Annotated in this window: 13 protein-coding genes and 2 pseudogenes; 9 read left to right on the top strand and 6 right to left on the bottom strand. The window is 68.1% G+C overall.

What is annotated here, in order from left to right; all coding sequences use genetic code 11:
* Positions 1-19: 19 nt before the first annotated feature.
* The gene (locus tag ACMTAK_RS25120; RefSeq protein ID WP_413808296.1) at positions 20-574 is read right to left on the bottom strand and encodes an NUDIX hydrolase; all 555 of its coding nucleotides are present in this window, start codon (positions 572-574) and stop codon (positions 20-22) included.
* Positions 575-695: 121 nt separating this feature from the next.
* Here ACMTAK_RS25120 and ACMTAK_RS25115 point away from each other — a divergent pair.
* The 3 genes and pseudogenes from ACMTAK_RS25115 (at position 696) to ACMTAK_RS25105 (ending at position 3,766) form a co-directional block, all read left to right on the top strand.
* Positions 696-1,974: pseudogene (locus tag ACMTAK_RS25115) on the top strand (IS1380 family transposase).
* A 372-nt stretch (positions 1,975-2,346) separates the two neighbouring features.
* The gene (locus tag ACMTAK_RS25110) at positions 2,347-3,195 is read left to right on the top strand and encodes a hypothetical protein (RefSeq protein WP_413808295.1); all 849 of its coding nucleotides are present in this window, start codon (positions 2,347-2,349) and stop codon (positions 3,193-3,195) included.
* A 157-nt stretch (positions 3,196-3,352) separates the two neighbouring features.
* Positions 3,353-3,766: an SsgA family sporulation/cell division regulator gene (locus ACMTAK_RS25105; protein ID WP_413808294.1), complete on the top strand. Its 414-nt coding sequence runs from the start codon at positions 3,353-3,355 to the stop codon at positions 3,764-3,766.
* Positions 3,767-3,862: 96 nt separating this feature from the next.
* Here ACMTAK_RS25105 and ACMTAK_RS25100 read toward each other — a convergent pair whose 3' ends face one another.
* Positions 3,863-4,804, bottom strand: a complete 942-nt coding sequence (locus ACMTAK_RS25100) for a LuxR C-terminal-related transcriptional regulator (RefSeq protein ID WP_413808293.1) — start codon at positions 4,802-4,804, stop codon at positions 3,863-3,865.
* Between the two features lie 157 nt (positions 4,805-4,961).
* Here ACMTAK_RS25100 and ACMTAK_RS25095 point away from each other — a divergent pair.
* Positions 4,962-5,534: pseudogene (locus ACMTAK_RS25095) on the top strand (transposase); the annotation flags it as partial.
* Between the two features lie 373 nt (positions 5,535-5,907).
* Positions 5,908-7,110, top strand: a complete 1,203-nt coding sequence (locus ACMTAK_RS25090; RefSeq protein ID WP_413807255.1) for an IS110 family RNA-guided transposase — start codon at positions 5,908-5,910, stop codon at positions 7,108-7,110.
* A 182-nt stretch (positions 7,111-7,292) separates the two neighbouring features.
* Here the strand turns inward: ACMTAK_RS25090 and ACMTAK_RS25085 are convergent, their stop codons facing one another.
* Positions 7,293-7,988, bottom strand: coding sequence for a glycoside hydrolase family 11 protein (locus tag ACMTAK_RS25085; RefSeq protein ID WP_413808292.1), 696 nt, complete (start codon positions 7,986-7,988; stop codon positions 7,293-7,295).
* 487 nt (positions 7,989-8,475) lie between these two features.
* Here ACMTAK_RS25085 and ACMTAK_RS25080 point away from each other — a divergent pair, with 487 nt between their 5' ends.
* The 3 genes from ACMTAK_RS25080 to ACMTAK_RS25070 all read left to right on the top strand — a co-directional run bounded on the left by ACMTAK_RS25080 (position 8,476) and on the right by ACMTAK_RS25070 (position 10,753).
* Positions 8,476-9,165, top strand: a complete 690-nt coding sequence (locus ACMTAK_RS25080; RefSeq protein WP_413808291.1) for a DUF4232 domain-containing protein — start codon at positions 8,476-8,478, stop codon at positions 9,163-9,165.
* Positions 9,166-9,371: 206 nt separating this feature from the next.
* Positions 9,372-10,097 carry a DUF899 domain-containing protein gene (locus tag ACMTAK_RS25075; protein WP_413808290.1) on the top strand — a complete coding sequence of 242 codons (726 nt, stop codon included), beginning with the start codon at positions 9,372-9,374 and terminating at the stop codon, positions 10,095-10,097.
* A 188-nt stretch (positions 10,098-10,285) separates the two neighbouring features.
* Positions 10,286-10,753 carry a GNAT family N-acetyltransferase gene (locus ACMTAK_RS25070; protein ID WP_413808289.1) on the top strand — a complete coding sequence of 156 codons (468 nt, stop codon included), beginning with the start codon at positions 10,286-10,288 and terminating at the stop codon, positions 10,751-10,753.
* Here ACMTAK_RS25070 and ACMTAK_RS25065 read toward each other — a convergent pair.
* Positions 10,711-11,202 (bottom strand): MFS transporter, encoded by a 492-nt coding sequence (locus tag ACMTAK_RS25065; RefSeq protein ID WP_413812981.1) that lies wholly within the window; start codon positions 11,200-11,202, stop codon positions 10,711-10,713. The genes ACMTAK_RS25070 and ACMTAK_RS25065 overlap by 43 nt on opposite strands.
* A gap of 61 nt (positions 11,203-11,263) precedes the next feature.
* On the opposite strand from ACMTAK_RS25065, the gene ACMTAK_RS25060 reads away from it, so the two are divergent.
* Positions 11,264-12,220 carry a redoxin family protein gene (locus ACMTAK_RS25060; protein WP_413812980.1) on the top strand — a complete coding sequence of 319 codons (957 nt, stop codon included), beginning with the start codon at positions 11,264-11,266 and terminating at the stop codon, positions 12,218-12,220.
* Between the two features lie 46 nt (positions 12,221-12,266).
* On the opposite strand, the gene ACMTAK_RS25055 is transcribed toward ACMTAK_RS25060, so the two are convergent.
* Both ACMTAK_RS25055 and ACMTAK_RS25050 read right to left on the bottom strand, forming a co-directional pair.
* Entirely contained in the window at positions 12,267-12,905 is a 639-nt protein-coding gene (locus tag ACMTAK_RS25055; protein WP_413808288.1) for a response regulator, read from the bottom strand.
* 5 nt (positions 12,906-12,910) lie between these two features.
* A complete protein-coding gene (locus ACMTAK_RS25050) occupies positions 12,911-14,110 on the bottom strand; it encodes a sensor histidine kinase (protein WP_413808287.1) in 1,200 nt (399 codons plus the stop codon).
* Between the last annotated feature and the right edge of the window lies 1 nt (position 14,111).

Raw genomic sequence — 14,111 nt, 5'->3', positions numbered from 1 at the left:
GGGCCATTGGGCGAAGCGATCAGCGTGCGAGCAGGGGCTCCGCCCGGGACAGGGTGTCCAGGATGTTCGCCTCCGTGATCGCCATCCGCGCCTCGTCCGGCGTCAGCCAGCGCAGCGGCGCGTCCGGGTTCTCCGGGCGTACCGCCTCGGGAACGCTGGTGGCCAGCACGAAGCGCACGTCGGCGTGCTCATGCGCCGGCTCCCGGCTGTTCGCGGGGACCGGGACGATCACCAGATGCCGTACCTCCGCGTCCGGCCACGGGGTCAGATCGGGCAACCCGGTCTCCTCCCGCCCCTCCCGCAGCGCGATGGCGAGCGGGTCGTGCTCACCCGGGTCGCCATGCCCGCCGACCAGCAGCCACGACTGGTGGCGCTGGTGCCAGCGCAGCAGCACACGGCCGCTGTCGGGGTGCACGATCAGGGAGGAGGCGGTGATATGGAGGGGACTCGTCCGGTCCCAGGGCGCGCCCGCCTCGATGACGCCGCGCACCCGCTCGACGTCGGCGCATTCCGCGGTGGTCTTCGGCCGGTAGCCCGTAAGGACATTGAGGACTGAGTGATCGGCTGTGGCCATGCGCGGATCCTAACGACGCCAGCCCGCCCGCGGCGCGGGGTTTTCCAAGGCCCAAGTCGGAGACCTGGGCCGGCGTAGCGGGTCGTACCCGCCTGTCCGAATCGAGGGCAACGGCCGTGCGGTGGTCTCGCGGGCCGGGGCGGTCCTGCTGGTGGAGACGGTCCGCAAGAGCGGCGTGGATGCTGCGTTGTCGGCGGTGCTCGCGCCGTGGTGCAAGCCGCGGGCGGTGCACGACCCCGGCAAGATCCTGCTGGATCTTGCGCTCGCGACCGCCCTGGGCGGGGACTGCCTGGCCGATGTCGCGATGCTGCGGGCCGAACCGGCCCTCTTCGGGCCGGTGGCCTCCGACCCGACCGTCTCCCGCTTGGTCGACACGCTCGCCGCAGTGGGCTCTCAGGCACTGGCCGCCATCCGCACCGCACGGGCCGAAGTACGCAACCACGTCGGGCAGTTGGCCGGGCCGGACGCTCCGCACGCCGACGGGCAGGTGATCGTGGACATCGACGGCGTGCTGGTGCTGGCCCACTCCGACACGGAGGACGCCACACGGACCTGGAAGAAGACCCATGGGCATCATCCGCTCATGGCCTTCGTCGACCATGGTCCGCTCATGGCCTTCGTCGACCACGGACGCGGCGGCACCGGAGAGCCGGTCGCGGGGCTGCTGCGGCCGGGCAGGGCGGGCAGCAACACCGCCGCCGACCACATCGAGACGACCCGCCTGGCGCTGGCCCAGCTGCCGAAGAAGTTCCGGTGCGGTCGGCGCACCCTGATCCGCACCGACTCCGCCGGCGGTTACCCACACGTTCCTCGACTGGCTCACCGTGCGCGGTCGGTGGCTGTCGTACTCGGTCGGCATGACCATCACCGAGCAGACCCATCAGGCGGTGCTGAAGATCCCCGCCTCGGCGTGGACGCCGGCCGTCGAACCCGGCGGCCAGGTCCGTGATGGTGCCCGGGTCGCCGAACTCGCCGGAGATGTGCTGGACGGCTGGCCGCACGGCATGCGTCTGACGGCGTTCGCCACCAACACCCAGGACGCCGCGATCGCGGCGCTGGAACGGCGGCACCGCCAGCGGGCCCGCGCCGAGGACCGCATCCGCGCCGCCCGCGCCACCGGCCTTACCAACCTGCCTCTCCACGACACCGCGCAGAACCAGGTCTGGCTGGAGATCGTCCAGATCGTCCTCGACCTGTCGGCCTGGATGCCGATGCTGGCCCTGACCGGCCCCGCCCGGCTGTGGGAACCCAAGCGCCTGAGGCTGCGGCTGTTCTCCACCGCCGCCCAACTCGTCACCACCGGCCGGCGCCGCATCCTCCGCCTCGCGAAGCACTGGCCCTGGACCGACGTGATCACCGAAGCCCGGCAACGGCTCGCGACCCTGCCGAACCCTGGCTGACCAGCAGCTTCCCGTCCCTACGAGCAGCACCACCCCGACCGGAGCCGTGGTGGAACCCGGCTCCCACCCGACGCGACAGCCGGGCCACAGACCTGCCCGTGATCAGCCCGGACGACCGAAACGGCCCGCCAAAGAATCCGACGGACCGTCACGAAAGATCGGGGTTAAGACGCTTACCCTCGCATCGACGCCCCCCCAGGAGAGCCGCCCCCTTCTTCATGGCCGCGTTGGGCCCGTGGGCCCTGTTCCGGGCTCCGCACTTCCGAGAGTCTCTTACCAGTCGCTCGCGCTGAGCGGCAGCGCAGCTCAGTAGAAGGCAAGAGCCGCGGGATGACACGGGCCAAGCCAAAGGCAGACCAGGAGGAGTTTTCGGTGGCACTCACGGAATTTGTCGAGCGTACCGAGGCGCCCTCACCGGTTCAGCCCGTTTCCGTACGCCCCGAGACCAGGCGCCCTGTATCACTGCCTCGTAGTCTTCCTCAGCGCGAGAAGACGAACTGGATCCGGGTTGGGGTGCTGATGGCCGCGGGAGCCCTGCCGGTATCGGCAATCCCTCTTTACGTCCTCGGCGTTCTGCCTATGAGCTGGGCGGCGCTCCTGGTGATTCCTCTGATGGCGGCAAAGGCCGTCCTCATCAAGCGGGGTTCACCGGAAGGCCGGTGGGCCGGCCAGGGAATGGTTGCTGGCCTTGTTGCGGTGACTGCCTACGATGGGCTGCGGCTTCCGATGGCTTATCTCTCAGGCCTCTGGCCCGACTTCATCCCGCGCCTCGGCGGCTGGATCATGGAAACCCATTCCGGGAACGTGCCGGTCGGGTATCTCTGGCGCTATATCGGTGACGGTGGTGGAATCGCGGTTGCCTTCTTCGTCTTCTGTGGTGCGCTGATGAACATCTGGCCCTCCCTGGTCTGCCGCCGCCCGGTCACTCTGGCTGTTGGTTACGGAGTATTCGTATGGCTTGGGCTGATAGCCACCGTCGTCCTCCTGCCCCGCGGCGAGGAATTCCTGTTCGTCCCAACGGCGCCGATTCTTGTGCTCAGTCTCCTGGGCCACCTCATCTACGGCGCGGTACTGGGCGTCTTCCTCTCCCGGAGCGTGCGGCACATGGATATGGCCAAGCACGCCAAGACCACCACTGCCCGGCGTACCCTGCCGACTCAGCGCACCGGTTCGGACCGGACAGTGGGTGCCTCCGCCACTTCCGCCTCATCCGAACAGTAGTAGGATTCCTATGAAGCTCTTCCGGAAAACCAATGCCCCTCAAGTGGCTCGGCGAGCGGCACGGCCTGGCGATTGGGGCCGCCTCCTGGGGCAAGCACGACGCAGATCACTTGCACAACTCCGGGTCAGTCACCACTACCAAGATGGAGCCACAGCCATGGGAAAGCCTCACACGCGGGTGTGCGCAGAGACGGTTTTCGAAATCGTCGAGCCGGACGGAACCGCACCGGTGGACGTGGGACTGGTGTATGACACCAGGGACCCTTATGCGGTGGCTATGGAACTGGAAATCCGGGACAGCCGCCATCCGTCGGTTTGGGTATTGAGCCGCAGCATGCTGGCAGAAGGGTTGCTGGTGCCAGCGGGCCTGGGGAATGTGCAGATCACTCCAGCCACACCGGAGTTCGTTCTGCTGCAGTTGGGATCCGATGCAGAGCAGGCGTCCATGTGGATGTCTCTGCCGGAGATCGAGGAGTTCCTTGAGAGCACCTACGATGCAGTTCCGGTAGGCGAAGAGGAGTCGTGGCTGGAGGTCGACGCCACCTTGCAACAAATCCTCGATGCGGCATGAGGCAGGTGTATGACGACCGGCCCAACTCGCCGTACATCGTGTCCATGAACAAGACCTCTGCGACCACTCAGAAGAATGGCTACAACACCTGGATACTTAATGGTCAGTTCCCGAAGTCCATGCCAGCACGGCCTGGACGCGTGTCTGCACATTGAGCTTCGAGAAGATGCGGTTGATGTGATTCTTGACCGTCTTCTCCGTAAGCCCCAGAGAAGCAGCTACCTCGCCGTTGGTTTGCCCACCGGCAATCAGGTTCATCACTTCGCTTTCCCTCTGCGACAAGGCCGCCTGCACACCGGACGCCCGGTCGGGCGGATCACCCACCAGATGCAATCGATGAGCGCGCGCGCCGGCATTGCGTTGCGGTCCACTAGCCCGTTTCGGCAGGCTCGGCAGTGTGCCACCAATATTCCGCGCATCCGATGGCAACGGGCTTGGAATAGAAGCGATCTTCCCCGTCGAGGATGTGCTTGCGGCGGCAATCTGTACAGCGCGCACAACATGAGCATCCGACGACTCGTCGTACACGAGGACCTCAGCCGCTCCCCGATGTCGCGCAAGCCGTGCGAAGTTCGCATCGTGGCGCCTGGAGATCAGCACAACCTGGCTGTACTGGGTGAGAGCAGGCAGATGGGCAAAGCACTGTGCCGGAGTTCGCCCCATATCCAGAACGACGACCCTTGGGTGGTTTTTCGTAGTCGCCGCAACTGCCTCGGTGAGCGTAGTGGCCTCGGTCACGCTTATTGAGGAATCGCTCCGCAGCTGGTGCTCAACCATCCAATGCAGGCCGCGCACCACGAAGATGTCCGCGCTGCTCACGACGACGTTGAAGCTATGCACGGGCCGCGCCGTCAGACTCCTGTCCGACAGATCGCGGTCGTTCGCCTGCATTTCCGGGCGGGACGGAACGCGACCTCCTTCTTGTACTGCGTCATCGTTGCTGGATTGCCGTCCGACCGGCCCCGGACCGCCAAAGTCGCTGACAGTACGTCGCGTCCGATGCTGCTCGGGGGTTCCGGCAGCCCGCTCGTCCTCCACTGTGTGTGCCTACTCTCGTTCCCAAACTCTGTACTGCTGACCTCCAACGAACCCTGATCGCGAACGGTTCACCCATCGCCACGCACCCGTAGGGCAGCACAAGGTCCTCATCCGGTCCGGAGAACCGATCGCCAAGGGCGGGAGGTCGCTGAGAAGTCCCGATGGTCATGCGGTGCTCGGCGGACAGCTGCTGCGGCCCGGCAATGCGGGCTCCGACACCGCCGCCGACCACATCGAGGCCACGAAACTGGCCTTGGTCCAGCTGCCGAAACGTCTCCGGCGGGGGCGTCAGACACTGATCCGCACCGACTCCGGCGGCGGCACCCATGAGTTCGTGGCCTGGCTCGCCCAGCGCGGCGGTGGCTGTCGTACTCGGTCGGCATGACCATCACCGATGCCATCCATCAAGCCGTTTTGAAGGTCCCGGCCTCGGCGTGGACTCCGGCTGTCGAGCCGGACGGTGAGATCCGCGACGGCACCTGGACCGCCGAGATCGACGCAGGCAGCGACTGCCTGACCGGACCTGCCGGCCTGGATGCCGATGCTCGCCCTGACCAGCGCCGCCCGGCTCTGGGAACCCCGCCGCCTGCGCCTGCGACTGTTCTCCACCGCTACCCAGCTCGTCACCACCGGACGCCGCCGCATCCTCCGCATCGCAGCACACTGGCCCTGGACCAACGTGATCACCAGCGCACTCGCCCGGCTCGCTACCCTCCCCAACCCTGGCTGACCAACAGCGTCCCGTCCCTACAAGCAGCATCACCACGACCGGAGCCGTGGAACCCGGCGCCCACCCGGCACGACAGCCGGATCGTGCTCAACGCCGACATGGCGTCCCCCGTTATCTTCTTCGCGGTCCTGCAAGGGGACCGCTGGCCTCCGGGCCCGGCATGACTGTTCCCCCCTGTCGAAGGGATGACCTGGGGGGTGGTGTCACCGGACCCGAGGGGTGCCGTTGGAGACGCTGATGAGAGGTCCGACTACCGCCCGGCCTGGCGCAACGCCAGGCCGCTTGCGGGCGGCAGGTCTGCATAACGTGGATGCGCGCGTACGGCCCCGAAGCCCTGGCCAGCACCGCACGAACCCCGCTTTGGGAGGATGGGTTGGACGACATCGACGACGTGGGCGTCTTCCTCGGCCTGGACGTCGGCAAGAGCGCCCACCACGGGCACGGCCTCACCCCGGCCGGCAAGAAGGTCTTCGACAAGCAGCTGCCCAACAGCGAGCCCAAGCTGCGGGCCGTCTTCGACAAGCTGGCCGCGAAGTTCGGCACCGTGCTGGTGATCGTGGACCAGCCCGCCTCGATCGGAGCCCTGCCCCTGACGGTCGCCCGGGACACCGGCTGCCAGGTCGCCTACCTGCCGGGCCTGTCCATGCGGCGAATCGCCGACCTCTACCCGGGAGAGGCAAAGACCGACGCCAAGGACGCCGCGGTGATCGCGGACGCAGCCCGCACCATGCCGCACACCCTGCGCTCGCTTCAGGTGACCGACGAGATCACCGCCGAACTGACCGTGCTGGTCGGCTTCGACCAGGACCTGGCAGCCGAGGCCACCCGCACCTCCAACCGGATACGCGGCCTGCTCACCCAGTTCCACCCCAGCCTGGAGCGCGTCCTCGGACCCCGCCTGGACCACCATGCTGTGACCTGGCTGCTGGAACGCTACGGATCCCCGTCCGCCCTGCGAAAGGCCGGTCGACGCAGACTGATCGAGGTGATCCGGCCCAAGGCCCCACGCATGGCCCAGCGCCTGATCGACGAAGTCTTCGACGCACTCGACGAGCAGACCGTCACCGTCCCCGGCACGGGCACCCTCGACGTCGTGATCCCCTCGCTGGCCCGCTCGCTCGCCGCCGTTCACGAACAGCGGCAAGCTCTGGAAGCGCAGATTGCGGCCCTCCTGGAGGAGCACCCTCTTTCCCAGGTCCTGACCTCGATGCCGGGGGTCGCGGTCAGGACCGCCGCCACCTTGCTGGTCACCGTCGGCGACGGCACCAGCTTCCCCACCGCCGCCCACCTGGCCTCCTACGCCGGCCTCGCCCCGACAACGAAGTCGTCGGGCACCTCGATCCACGGCGAACACGCGCCCAGAGGCGGCAACCGACAGCTCAAACGGGCCATGTTCCTGTCCGCGTTCGCCGCCCTGCACGATCCCGCCTCCCGTTCCTACTACGACCGGTGCCGGGCCCGAGGAAAGACCCACACACAAGCCCTCCTCCGCCTGGCCCGCCACCGCATCAGCGTGCTGTTCGCCATGCTCCGCGACGGCACCTTCTACGAACCCAGAACCCCCCGCCTCGCTTGACGAAAGACATAGAGGCACCCCCCCGTTGATCTCTTGTGCGGGTTTCGGACACGGACTTTCGTTCAACTCGCGTCGGTTCCCTCCCCCTGGAGTGGTCCGGACAAGAAAGAAGCCCCAGGCCGCCTGCCTGGGGCTTCCGGAGGAGCGGGCCAAGCGAATTGGCCCGTGTCTGGTCAGGACGTTCAGCCGCTCACGGTGAGATTCGAATTCCCGCTGCTCTGATATCCCTCAGTCGCGAGCATCATGTAGTACTTGAAGGTGCCCAGACCCATTCCGGAACGGGCCCATGCGTCGAAGTGATTGCCCGTGGTGATGGTTCCGCCCGTTTTCTTCGACTGCCGGACGCTCCAGTACTGGTTGAACGTCCGGACGCCCTCGACCGAAGGGGCGTTGTACCGCGTCGTCTGGTAGATGTCGTACGTGCCGCCATCGCTGGTGACGGTGCCCTTGTACGTCCCCGTGGGCCGGTATGTACCCCAGTTGTCGACGACGTAGTACTCCACGAGCGGGTTTGAGGTCCACCCGTAGAGACACAGATATCCGTTGCCGGACGGGTTGAAGCTGCCCGAGTACTGCACGTTCCTGCGGCCGCCGTTGCTCCAGCCCTTACCGCACACGAAATTCCCGCAGTTGGTCCACGAGGTCCGGTAACTGCCGCCTGACGAAAGCGTCATGGAGACCGACCCACCGCCGTCGGTCCAGAACGAATAGTAGAAGCCGTTGTTGGTGCCGGTTTGGTTCGTGGTGATGGTCGTGTCGGCGCTCGCGGTTCCGATACTGGGCAGCGTCAGCCCGGACGTGACCAGCGTCAGGGCGCCGGCCCGGCCGATTAAGTTCCTGCGGCTGATCGGCCGGGCGGGGGTGTCGTCCCGGTGCATGCTTCCTCCTCCTCGGTTGTGGTGGGGGCCTGTTGGTGCGTCAGTGTTGGACCGACGCCGTGGGGTGTCAACAGTTTCCGCAAGGATTACGGAAATTCTGCTCTGGATGGTGATCTCTTGAGGGGAAGTATCTCCTGTTCAACCCCGTCCTGATTGATCGAATTCAAGAGTGATCGATAGGAGGGAGAGGTCGAGAGATCACTTCCAGGATCTCGCCACCGAAAACTTTCGGGACCTTTCCGGATCAATTCAGCGCCCGTGACACCCGGTCAGACAAAAAGGGCGATGCGGTGCATGCCATAACTCACCCCCATATTGCGCGAGTTCGTTCTACAAGGCGTCCGGGACGACAAAGCGCGAGGTCAGAGCATTGCCAGCCCGTTAACAGAGCGTTAGTGACGCGGCAGTAGATCGTCAGCGGCGGCGGACAGTCTTGTTGTCACGGCCCCGGCGAACGGGGTCGAAGCCCACGACAACAGGGGGACTGATGTCGCACCGCACCACCACCCTTCGCCATGCACGCAAGGTCGCCGCCGCGGCGGTCGTCGCTGTCGCCGCGCTCGGTCTGACCGCGTGCCAGGACAACACGGACGCCAGCGGAAGCTCGTCCTCCTCGGCCGCGAGCGACTCCTCGGACTCGGGCTCCTCGGGCTCCTCGGGCTCCGGCTCCTCCGGCTCGTCGAACGGGGGCTCGTCGGACGGTGGCTCCTCGAACGGGGGCTCCTCGGGTTCGGCCGGAGGCGACCAGGGCAATGGCGGTGCGGGCGGCGGTGGCGGCGCCGGTGCGGGCGCCTGCAAGACCTCGCAGCTGGGGTTCAGGAGCTCGCACGGCATGGGTGAGGGCACGCTGATCGTCGACCTCAAGAACAACGGGTCCGCCCCCTGCACCCTCCAGGGCTTCCCCGGCGTGGACCTCAAGAGCAAGAACGGCTCGATCAGCGCCGAGCGCAGCGACCTCGCGGCGCCGAAGACCAAGGTCAAGCCGGGCGAGGAGACCCGCTTCACGCTCTACTACCCGCCGAACAACTCCGGCGGCAGCGGCGAGACCTTCACCACCCTCGTCGTCACCCCGCCCAACGAGACCCACGCCCACTCCCTCCCCGTGAGCATCAACGTCCCCGTCACCGACGGCTCCGCCTCCGCCATCAAGGTGGACCCGGTCGGCACCGGCAAGTAGGCGCGCACACCGTCGCAGGGATCTCGACAACCACAGACAGCAAAGCATCCCCGGGCCGCTGGCCTGGGGCTTTGCTATGAGTAACGAGACTGCCTGATCGATCGAACGTTCACCTTCCGGCGCACCGGCGTGCGCCCTCGTCCACGACGGCCGACCCTGGATGGCGGGGGGCGGAGTGCGAACCGGACTGGAAGGTGAACGTCACGATGGAGACACCCCCGATCGTTTCGGCGCAGGAGTGGGAGGCCGCGCGTCAGCGGCTGCTCAGGGAGGAGAAGCAGCTGACCCGCGCCCGTGACGCACTGGCCGCCAAGCGGCGGCGGATGCCGTGGCTGGCGGTGGAGAAGGCGTACGCGTTCGACGGACCCGAGGGCAGAGTGAGCCTGCTCGACCTGTTCGCGGGGCGTCGTCAGCTGATCCTCTACCGCGCCTTCTTCGAGCCCATCGTCTACGGCTGGCCCGAGCACGCCTGCCGCGGCTGCTCCATGGTCGCCGACCACGTCGGCCACCTCGCCCACCTCAATGCCCGCGACACCACCCTCGTCTTCGCCTCGCGCGCCCCGCAGCCGGAGATCGAGCGGGTGAAGGCGCGGATGGGCTGGAAGATGCCGTGGTACACGATCACCGACGACTTCGACGCCGACTTCGACGTGGACGAGTGGCACGGCACGAACGCGTTCATCCGCGACGGCGACCGCGTGTTCCGCACCTACTTCATCAACGCCCGCGGCGACGAGGCGCTGGGCAGCACTTGGAGCTACCTCGACATGACCGCGCTCGGGCGGCAGGAGACGTGGGAGGACTCGCCCGAGGGCTACCCCCAGACCCCGCCGTACGAGTGGTGGAACTGGCACGACGCGTACGGCGACCCCGAACCGGCCCCGGAATGGCTGGCCCAAACCCGCCGTGGCCCCCGCGGTCAGCCCGCCTGACCGACGCCGTACCCCCGAGGACCCGCGACCAGCCCGCCTGACCGACGCGGCCCCGGCGACCAGCCGCCTGCCCCCCGGCGACCAGCCGCCTGCCCCGCCGGCGACCAGCCGCCTGACCCCCGCGACCAGCACATCTAACCCCCGCGACCAGTACACCTCGACGTCCGTATGCCGCACACTGTGGAGCCATGGACCACCACATCCGCTTCGCGACGGCCGCCGAAGCCGACGCCGTGAAGGCCGTGGTCGACGCGGCATACCGCCCCTACGTCGCCCGGATCGGACTCCGCCCGGCGCCCATGGACGCCGACCACGCGGCCGACATCGCGGCGGGTCGCGTCTTCGTCACCGGCGACCCGGTCGTGGGCGTGCTGGTCCTGGTGGCCGAGCCCGACCACCTCGTCCTGGAGAACATCGCCGTACACCCCGAAGCCCACCGCCGAGGCGTGGGCAGGCATCTGCTCACCTTCGCCGAAGCCCACGCACGCGCCCTCGGCCTGCCGGAGATCCGGCTCTACACCAACGCCCTCATGTGGGAGAACCAGGAGATCTACCCGAGGCACGGATACGAGGTGACGGAGCGCCGCCAGGACGGCCAGTACGACCGCGTCCACTACCGGAAGCGCATGACCGGACCAACGTCCGACGAGCGGTGAAGGGACGGCAGCGGGGTCGCCGCCGTGGTCGCCAGCAGGACGACGACGGTGATGACCAGGCTGGTGCGCGGACCGTGCAGGAATTCCGCGTGGCCGTGGTCCGCCAGCAGGGAGCCGAAGACGGCGACGGCCAGAGTGCCGCCGATCTGGCGGGCGGTGTTGAGGATTCCGCTGGCGACGCCCGCGCGATGGCCGGGCACATGATCGAGCAGATGCGCGGCCGGCGGCGGCATGATCAGCGGGCCGCCGAGACCGACGGGGATCATCAGGGCGGACACGGCCCAGACCGGCGCCGTCGCGGGCAGCACCGTCAGGACGATCATTCCGCTGGCCATCAGCAAGAGCCCGCCCGTGATCGACGCCCTGAGGCCGACCGATCGCGCGAACCGGGTGGAGATCGGTGTGAGCAGCAGCTGGGCCGCCACCGACGATGCACTGCCCAGGGGCATCGGCACGCCGTCTTGACCTTACCCTCGGGGGCAAGGTTTAGCGTTCTTCGAGGTGAGAGACGTGCGAATCGGCGAGCTGGCCCGGCGGGCGGGTGTGACGACCAAAGCGGTGCGCTACTACGAATCGCTGGGGCTGCTGACGCCCGAGCGGCTGGCCAACAGCTACCGGGACTACGGCGAGCACGATGTGCGGCTCGTGCGGGAGATCCGGGCGCTCAGCGGGCTCGGGCTGCCCGTTGAGCGCACCCGGCCGTTCCTGGACTGCCTCGCGGTCGGCCATCAGCACGCCGATGACTGCCCGGCCTCACTGGCCGAGTACCGGGAGGCGATCGACGAGCTCTCCCGGCGCATCGCTGGACTCACCGCGCGCCGGGCGGCGCTGATCACCCACCTTCAGCAGGCCGCCCACCGCAACAGCCGTGTCCCGGCCACCGACGAAGGAGAGCGCCTGATGACCGACTACACCAGCCTGCCGCCCGACCTGCCCGTACCCGAGGACGACGGCGCGGCCGCCCATCTGCCCGGGACGCCCGCGCCGCCCCTGGAACTGCCCAGCACCGGCGATACGACGGTCCGTCTCGACGCCCTCGGCCCGGGCCGTACGGTGATCTACGTCTACCCGCTCACCGGCCGTCCGGGCACCGACCTGCCCGAGGGCTGGAACGCGATCCCCGGCGCGCGCGGCTGTACGCCCGAGGCGTGCGGCTTCCGCGACCACTACCAGGAACTGCTCACGGCCGGCGCGGTCCGGGTGTTCGGGCTGTCCAGCCAGGAAACCGACTATCAGCGCGAGGTCGTGGAGCGGCTCCACCTGCCGTTCGAGATGCTCTCCGACCCCACGCGGAACCTCGCGCGGACGCTCGGTCTGCCCACGTTCGAGGTGAGCGGGCTGACGCTCTACAAGCGGCTGACGCTGATCATCCGCGACGGCGCGATCGAGTACGTCTTCTATCCGATCTTCCCGCCGAACGAGCACGCGGACCAGGTGCTGACCTGGCTGCGGAAGAACCCTCTGTAGAGGGCCGCCCGTTCGATCGGGGCGCCGGTCTCTGCGGCGTGGCCCGCTAAGGCCGTTCCAGGATCCCCCTCTCCATGGCCACCACCACCGCCCTCGTCCGGTCGTTCACATCGAGCTTGGCGAACAGCCGGAGCAGATGCGTCTTCACCGTGGCCTCGGCGATCACGAGGCGTCGTCCGATCTCGGCGTTGGTGAGACCGTCCGCCACGGCGTTGAGGACGTCCGTCTCGCGCTCGGTCAGCGGGTCCTGAACGGGCCGCCGCATCCGCGCCACCAGCTTCTCCGCGACCCGGGGGGCGAGCACCGTCTCGCCCCGTGCCGCCGCGTGGATGGCGTCGACGAGCTGCTCGCGGGTGGTGTCCTTGAGCAGATAGCCGATGGCACCGGCCTCCACCCCGCGCTCGATCTCCGTGTCGGTGTCGTACGTCGTCAGGATCAGCACCCGGGTGCGCGGATGGCGGGCGACGATCTCGGCCGTCGTCGCCACCCCGTCCAGCACGGGCATCCGCAGATCGACCAGGGCCACGTCGGGGTCGTACCGCTCGACGAGTTCGAGCGCCGCGCGTCCGTCACCCGCCTCGCCGACGATCTCGATGCTGTCCTCGGCGGCGAGCAGGGCGATCACCCCGGCCCGCATCACGGTGTGATCGTCCACGACCACGATCCGCAGACCTACCTCGCCCATGTCCCTCATGCCTCCACCTCGCCCGCCATGGGGATCATCGCCAGGATCCGCGTCCCGTCGCCCACCGAACTCGTCACCGTGAGCCTCCCGCCCAGCTCCGCCAGTCGCTTGCGCATGCCGTCGAGTCCGAAGCCCGCCGACTCCCCGACCAGGAACCCGGTTCCGTCGTCGGTGATCTCCAGCTCCACTCCGTGCGGACGCCGCGCCAGCACCACGCCGACCATGGACGCGCGCGCGTGTTTGCGCACATTGGCCAGGGACTCCTGGGTGCAGCGCAGCAGCGCGATACGGGTCTGCTGATCGCATTCGAGGTCCGCCAGGTCGGCGTCCACCGCCAGCCCGGTGTCCTCCGCGAAGCGGTCCAGCGTACGGCGCAGGGTCTGCGCCACCGAGCCTTTCGCCACCTGCCCGGGGCCGGGCTGCCGTGCCGAGCCGACCAACTCCCGGGCCTCGGCGAGGTTCTCCCGGGCGGTGGACTCGATCGACCGCAGTTGGTGGGCGCTGGTCACCGGATCGTGGTGAATGCCCGCCTGGGCCGCCTCCGCGAGCACGATGATCGACGCGAAGCCCTGCGCGAGCGTGTCGTGGATGTCCCGTGCGATGCGTTCCCGTTCGTCCGCCGCGCCCTGCCGCTGGTGAGCCTCGGACAGCTGCGCCTGCGTGCGCTCCAACTCCTCGATCAGCCGCGCCCGTTCACTGCTCTGTGCGACGACCGAGTGCGCCCACAGGCCGATCAGTACGCCCACCGCGACCACGATCAGGGTGGACACCATCGTCTCGCCGAAGAACTCCGCGGTCCAGCCCTGCCGGATCAGGCTCCCGGCCAGCGTGGCACCGGTGGCCAGCCCGAGGAACCCCATCGAGACCCGCGGGGTGCGCCCGAACATCCAGTAGTGCGGCAGCGTCACCATGAACAGCGCCGCATAGCTGCTGCCCAGATAGGCCAGCCCGCCGAGCGCGAGCACGAGCGCCGAGAGATAGACCCGCGGCCGTACGACGGGGTTCCCGGGGAAGCGGTCGAGCACCGCGTAGCACAGCACCACGGAGCTGAGCAGCGCGAGCGCCTCGTACTTGCTCCCGCTGGCCGGGACCGTCGTCACCAGGCCGACGGCCATCGCACCGAACAGCACCCAGCACACGGCGTTCCACCGGCGCAGCGACGTGGCCCAGAAGGCGTCGGCCAAGGGGGTGGCGAGAGCGGTCATA

The sequence above is a fragment of the Streptomyces lacaronensis genome (genome assembly GCF_047337785.1).
In the GTDB taxonomy this organism is placed as follows: Bacteria; Actinomycetota; Actinomycetes; order Streptomycetales; family Streptomycetaceae; genus Streptomyces; species Streptomyces lycopersici.
The sequence above is the reverse complement of the archived record's forward strand: the minus strand, read 5'-3'. Positions and strand labels throughout refer to the sequence as shown.

Bases quoted from the DNA above. Each gene is read 5' to 3' on its own strand.
- ACMTAK_RS25120 (WP_413808296.1), bottom strand. From the start codon at position 574: ATGGCCACAGCCGATCACTCAGTCCTCAATGTCCTTACGGGCTACCGG.
- ACMTAK_RS25105 (WP_413808294.1), top strand. From the start codon at position 3,353: ATGGGAAAGCCTCACACGCGGGTGTGCGCAGAGACGGTTTTCGAAATC.
- ACMTAK_RS25085 (WP_413808292.1), bottom strand. From the start codon at position 7,988: ATGCACCGGGACGACACCCCCGCCCGGCCGATCAGCCGCAGGAACTTA.
- ACMTAK_RS25080 (WP_413808291.1), top strand. From the start codon at position 8,476: ATGTCGCACCGCACCACCACCCTTCGCCATGCACGCAAGGTCGCCGCC.
- ACMTAK_RS25075 (WP_413808290.1), top strand. From the start codon at position 9,372: ATGGAGACACCCCCGATCGTTTCGGCGCAGGAGTGGGAGGCCGCGCGT.
- ACMTAK_RS25070 (WP_413808289.1), top strand. From the start codon at position 10,286: ATGGACCACCACATCCGCTTCGCGACGGCCGCCGAAGCCGACGCCGTG.
- ACMTAK_RS25065 (WP_413812981.1), bottom strand. From the start codon at position 11,202: ATGCCCCTGGGCAGTGCATCGTCGGTGGCGGCCCAGCTGCTGCTCACA.
- ACMTAK_RS25055 (WP_413808288.1), bottom strand. From the start codon at position 12,905: ATGGGCGAGGTAGGTCTGCGGATCGTGGTCGTGGACGATCACACCGTG.
- ACMTAK_RS25050 (WP_413808287.1), bottom strand. From the start codon at position 14,110: ATGACCGCTCTCGCCACCCCCTTGGCCGACGCCTTCTGGGCCACGTCG.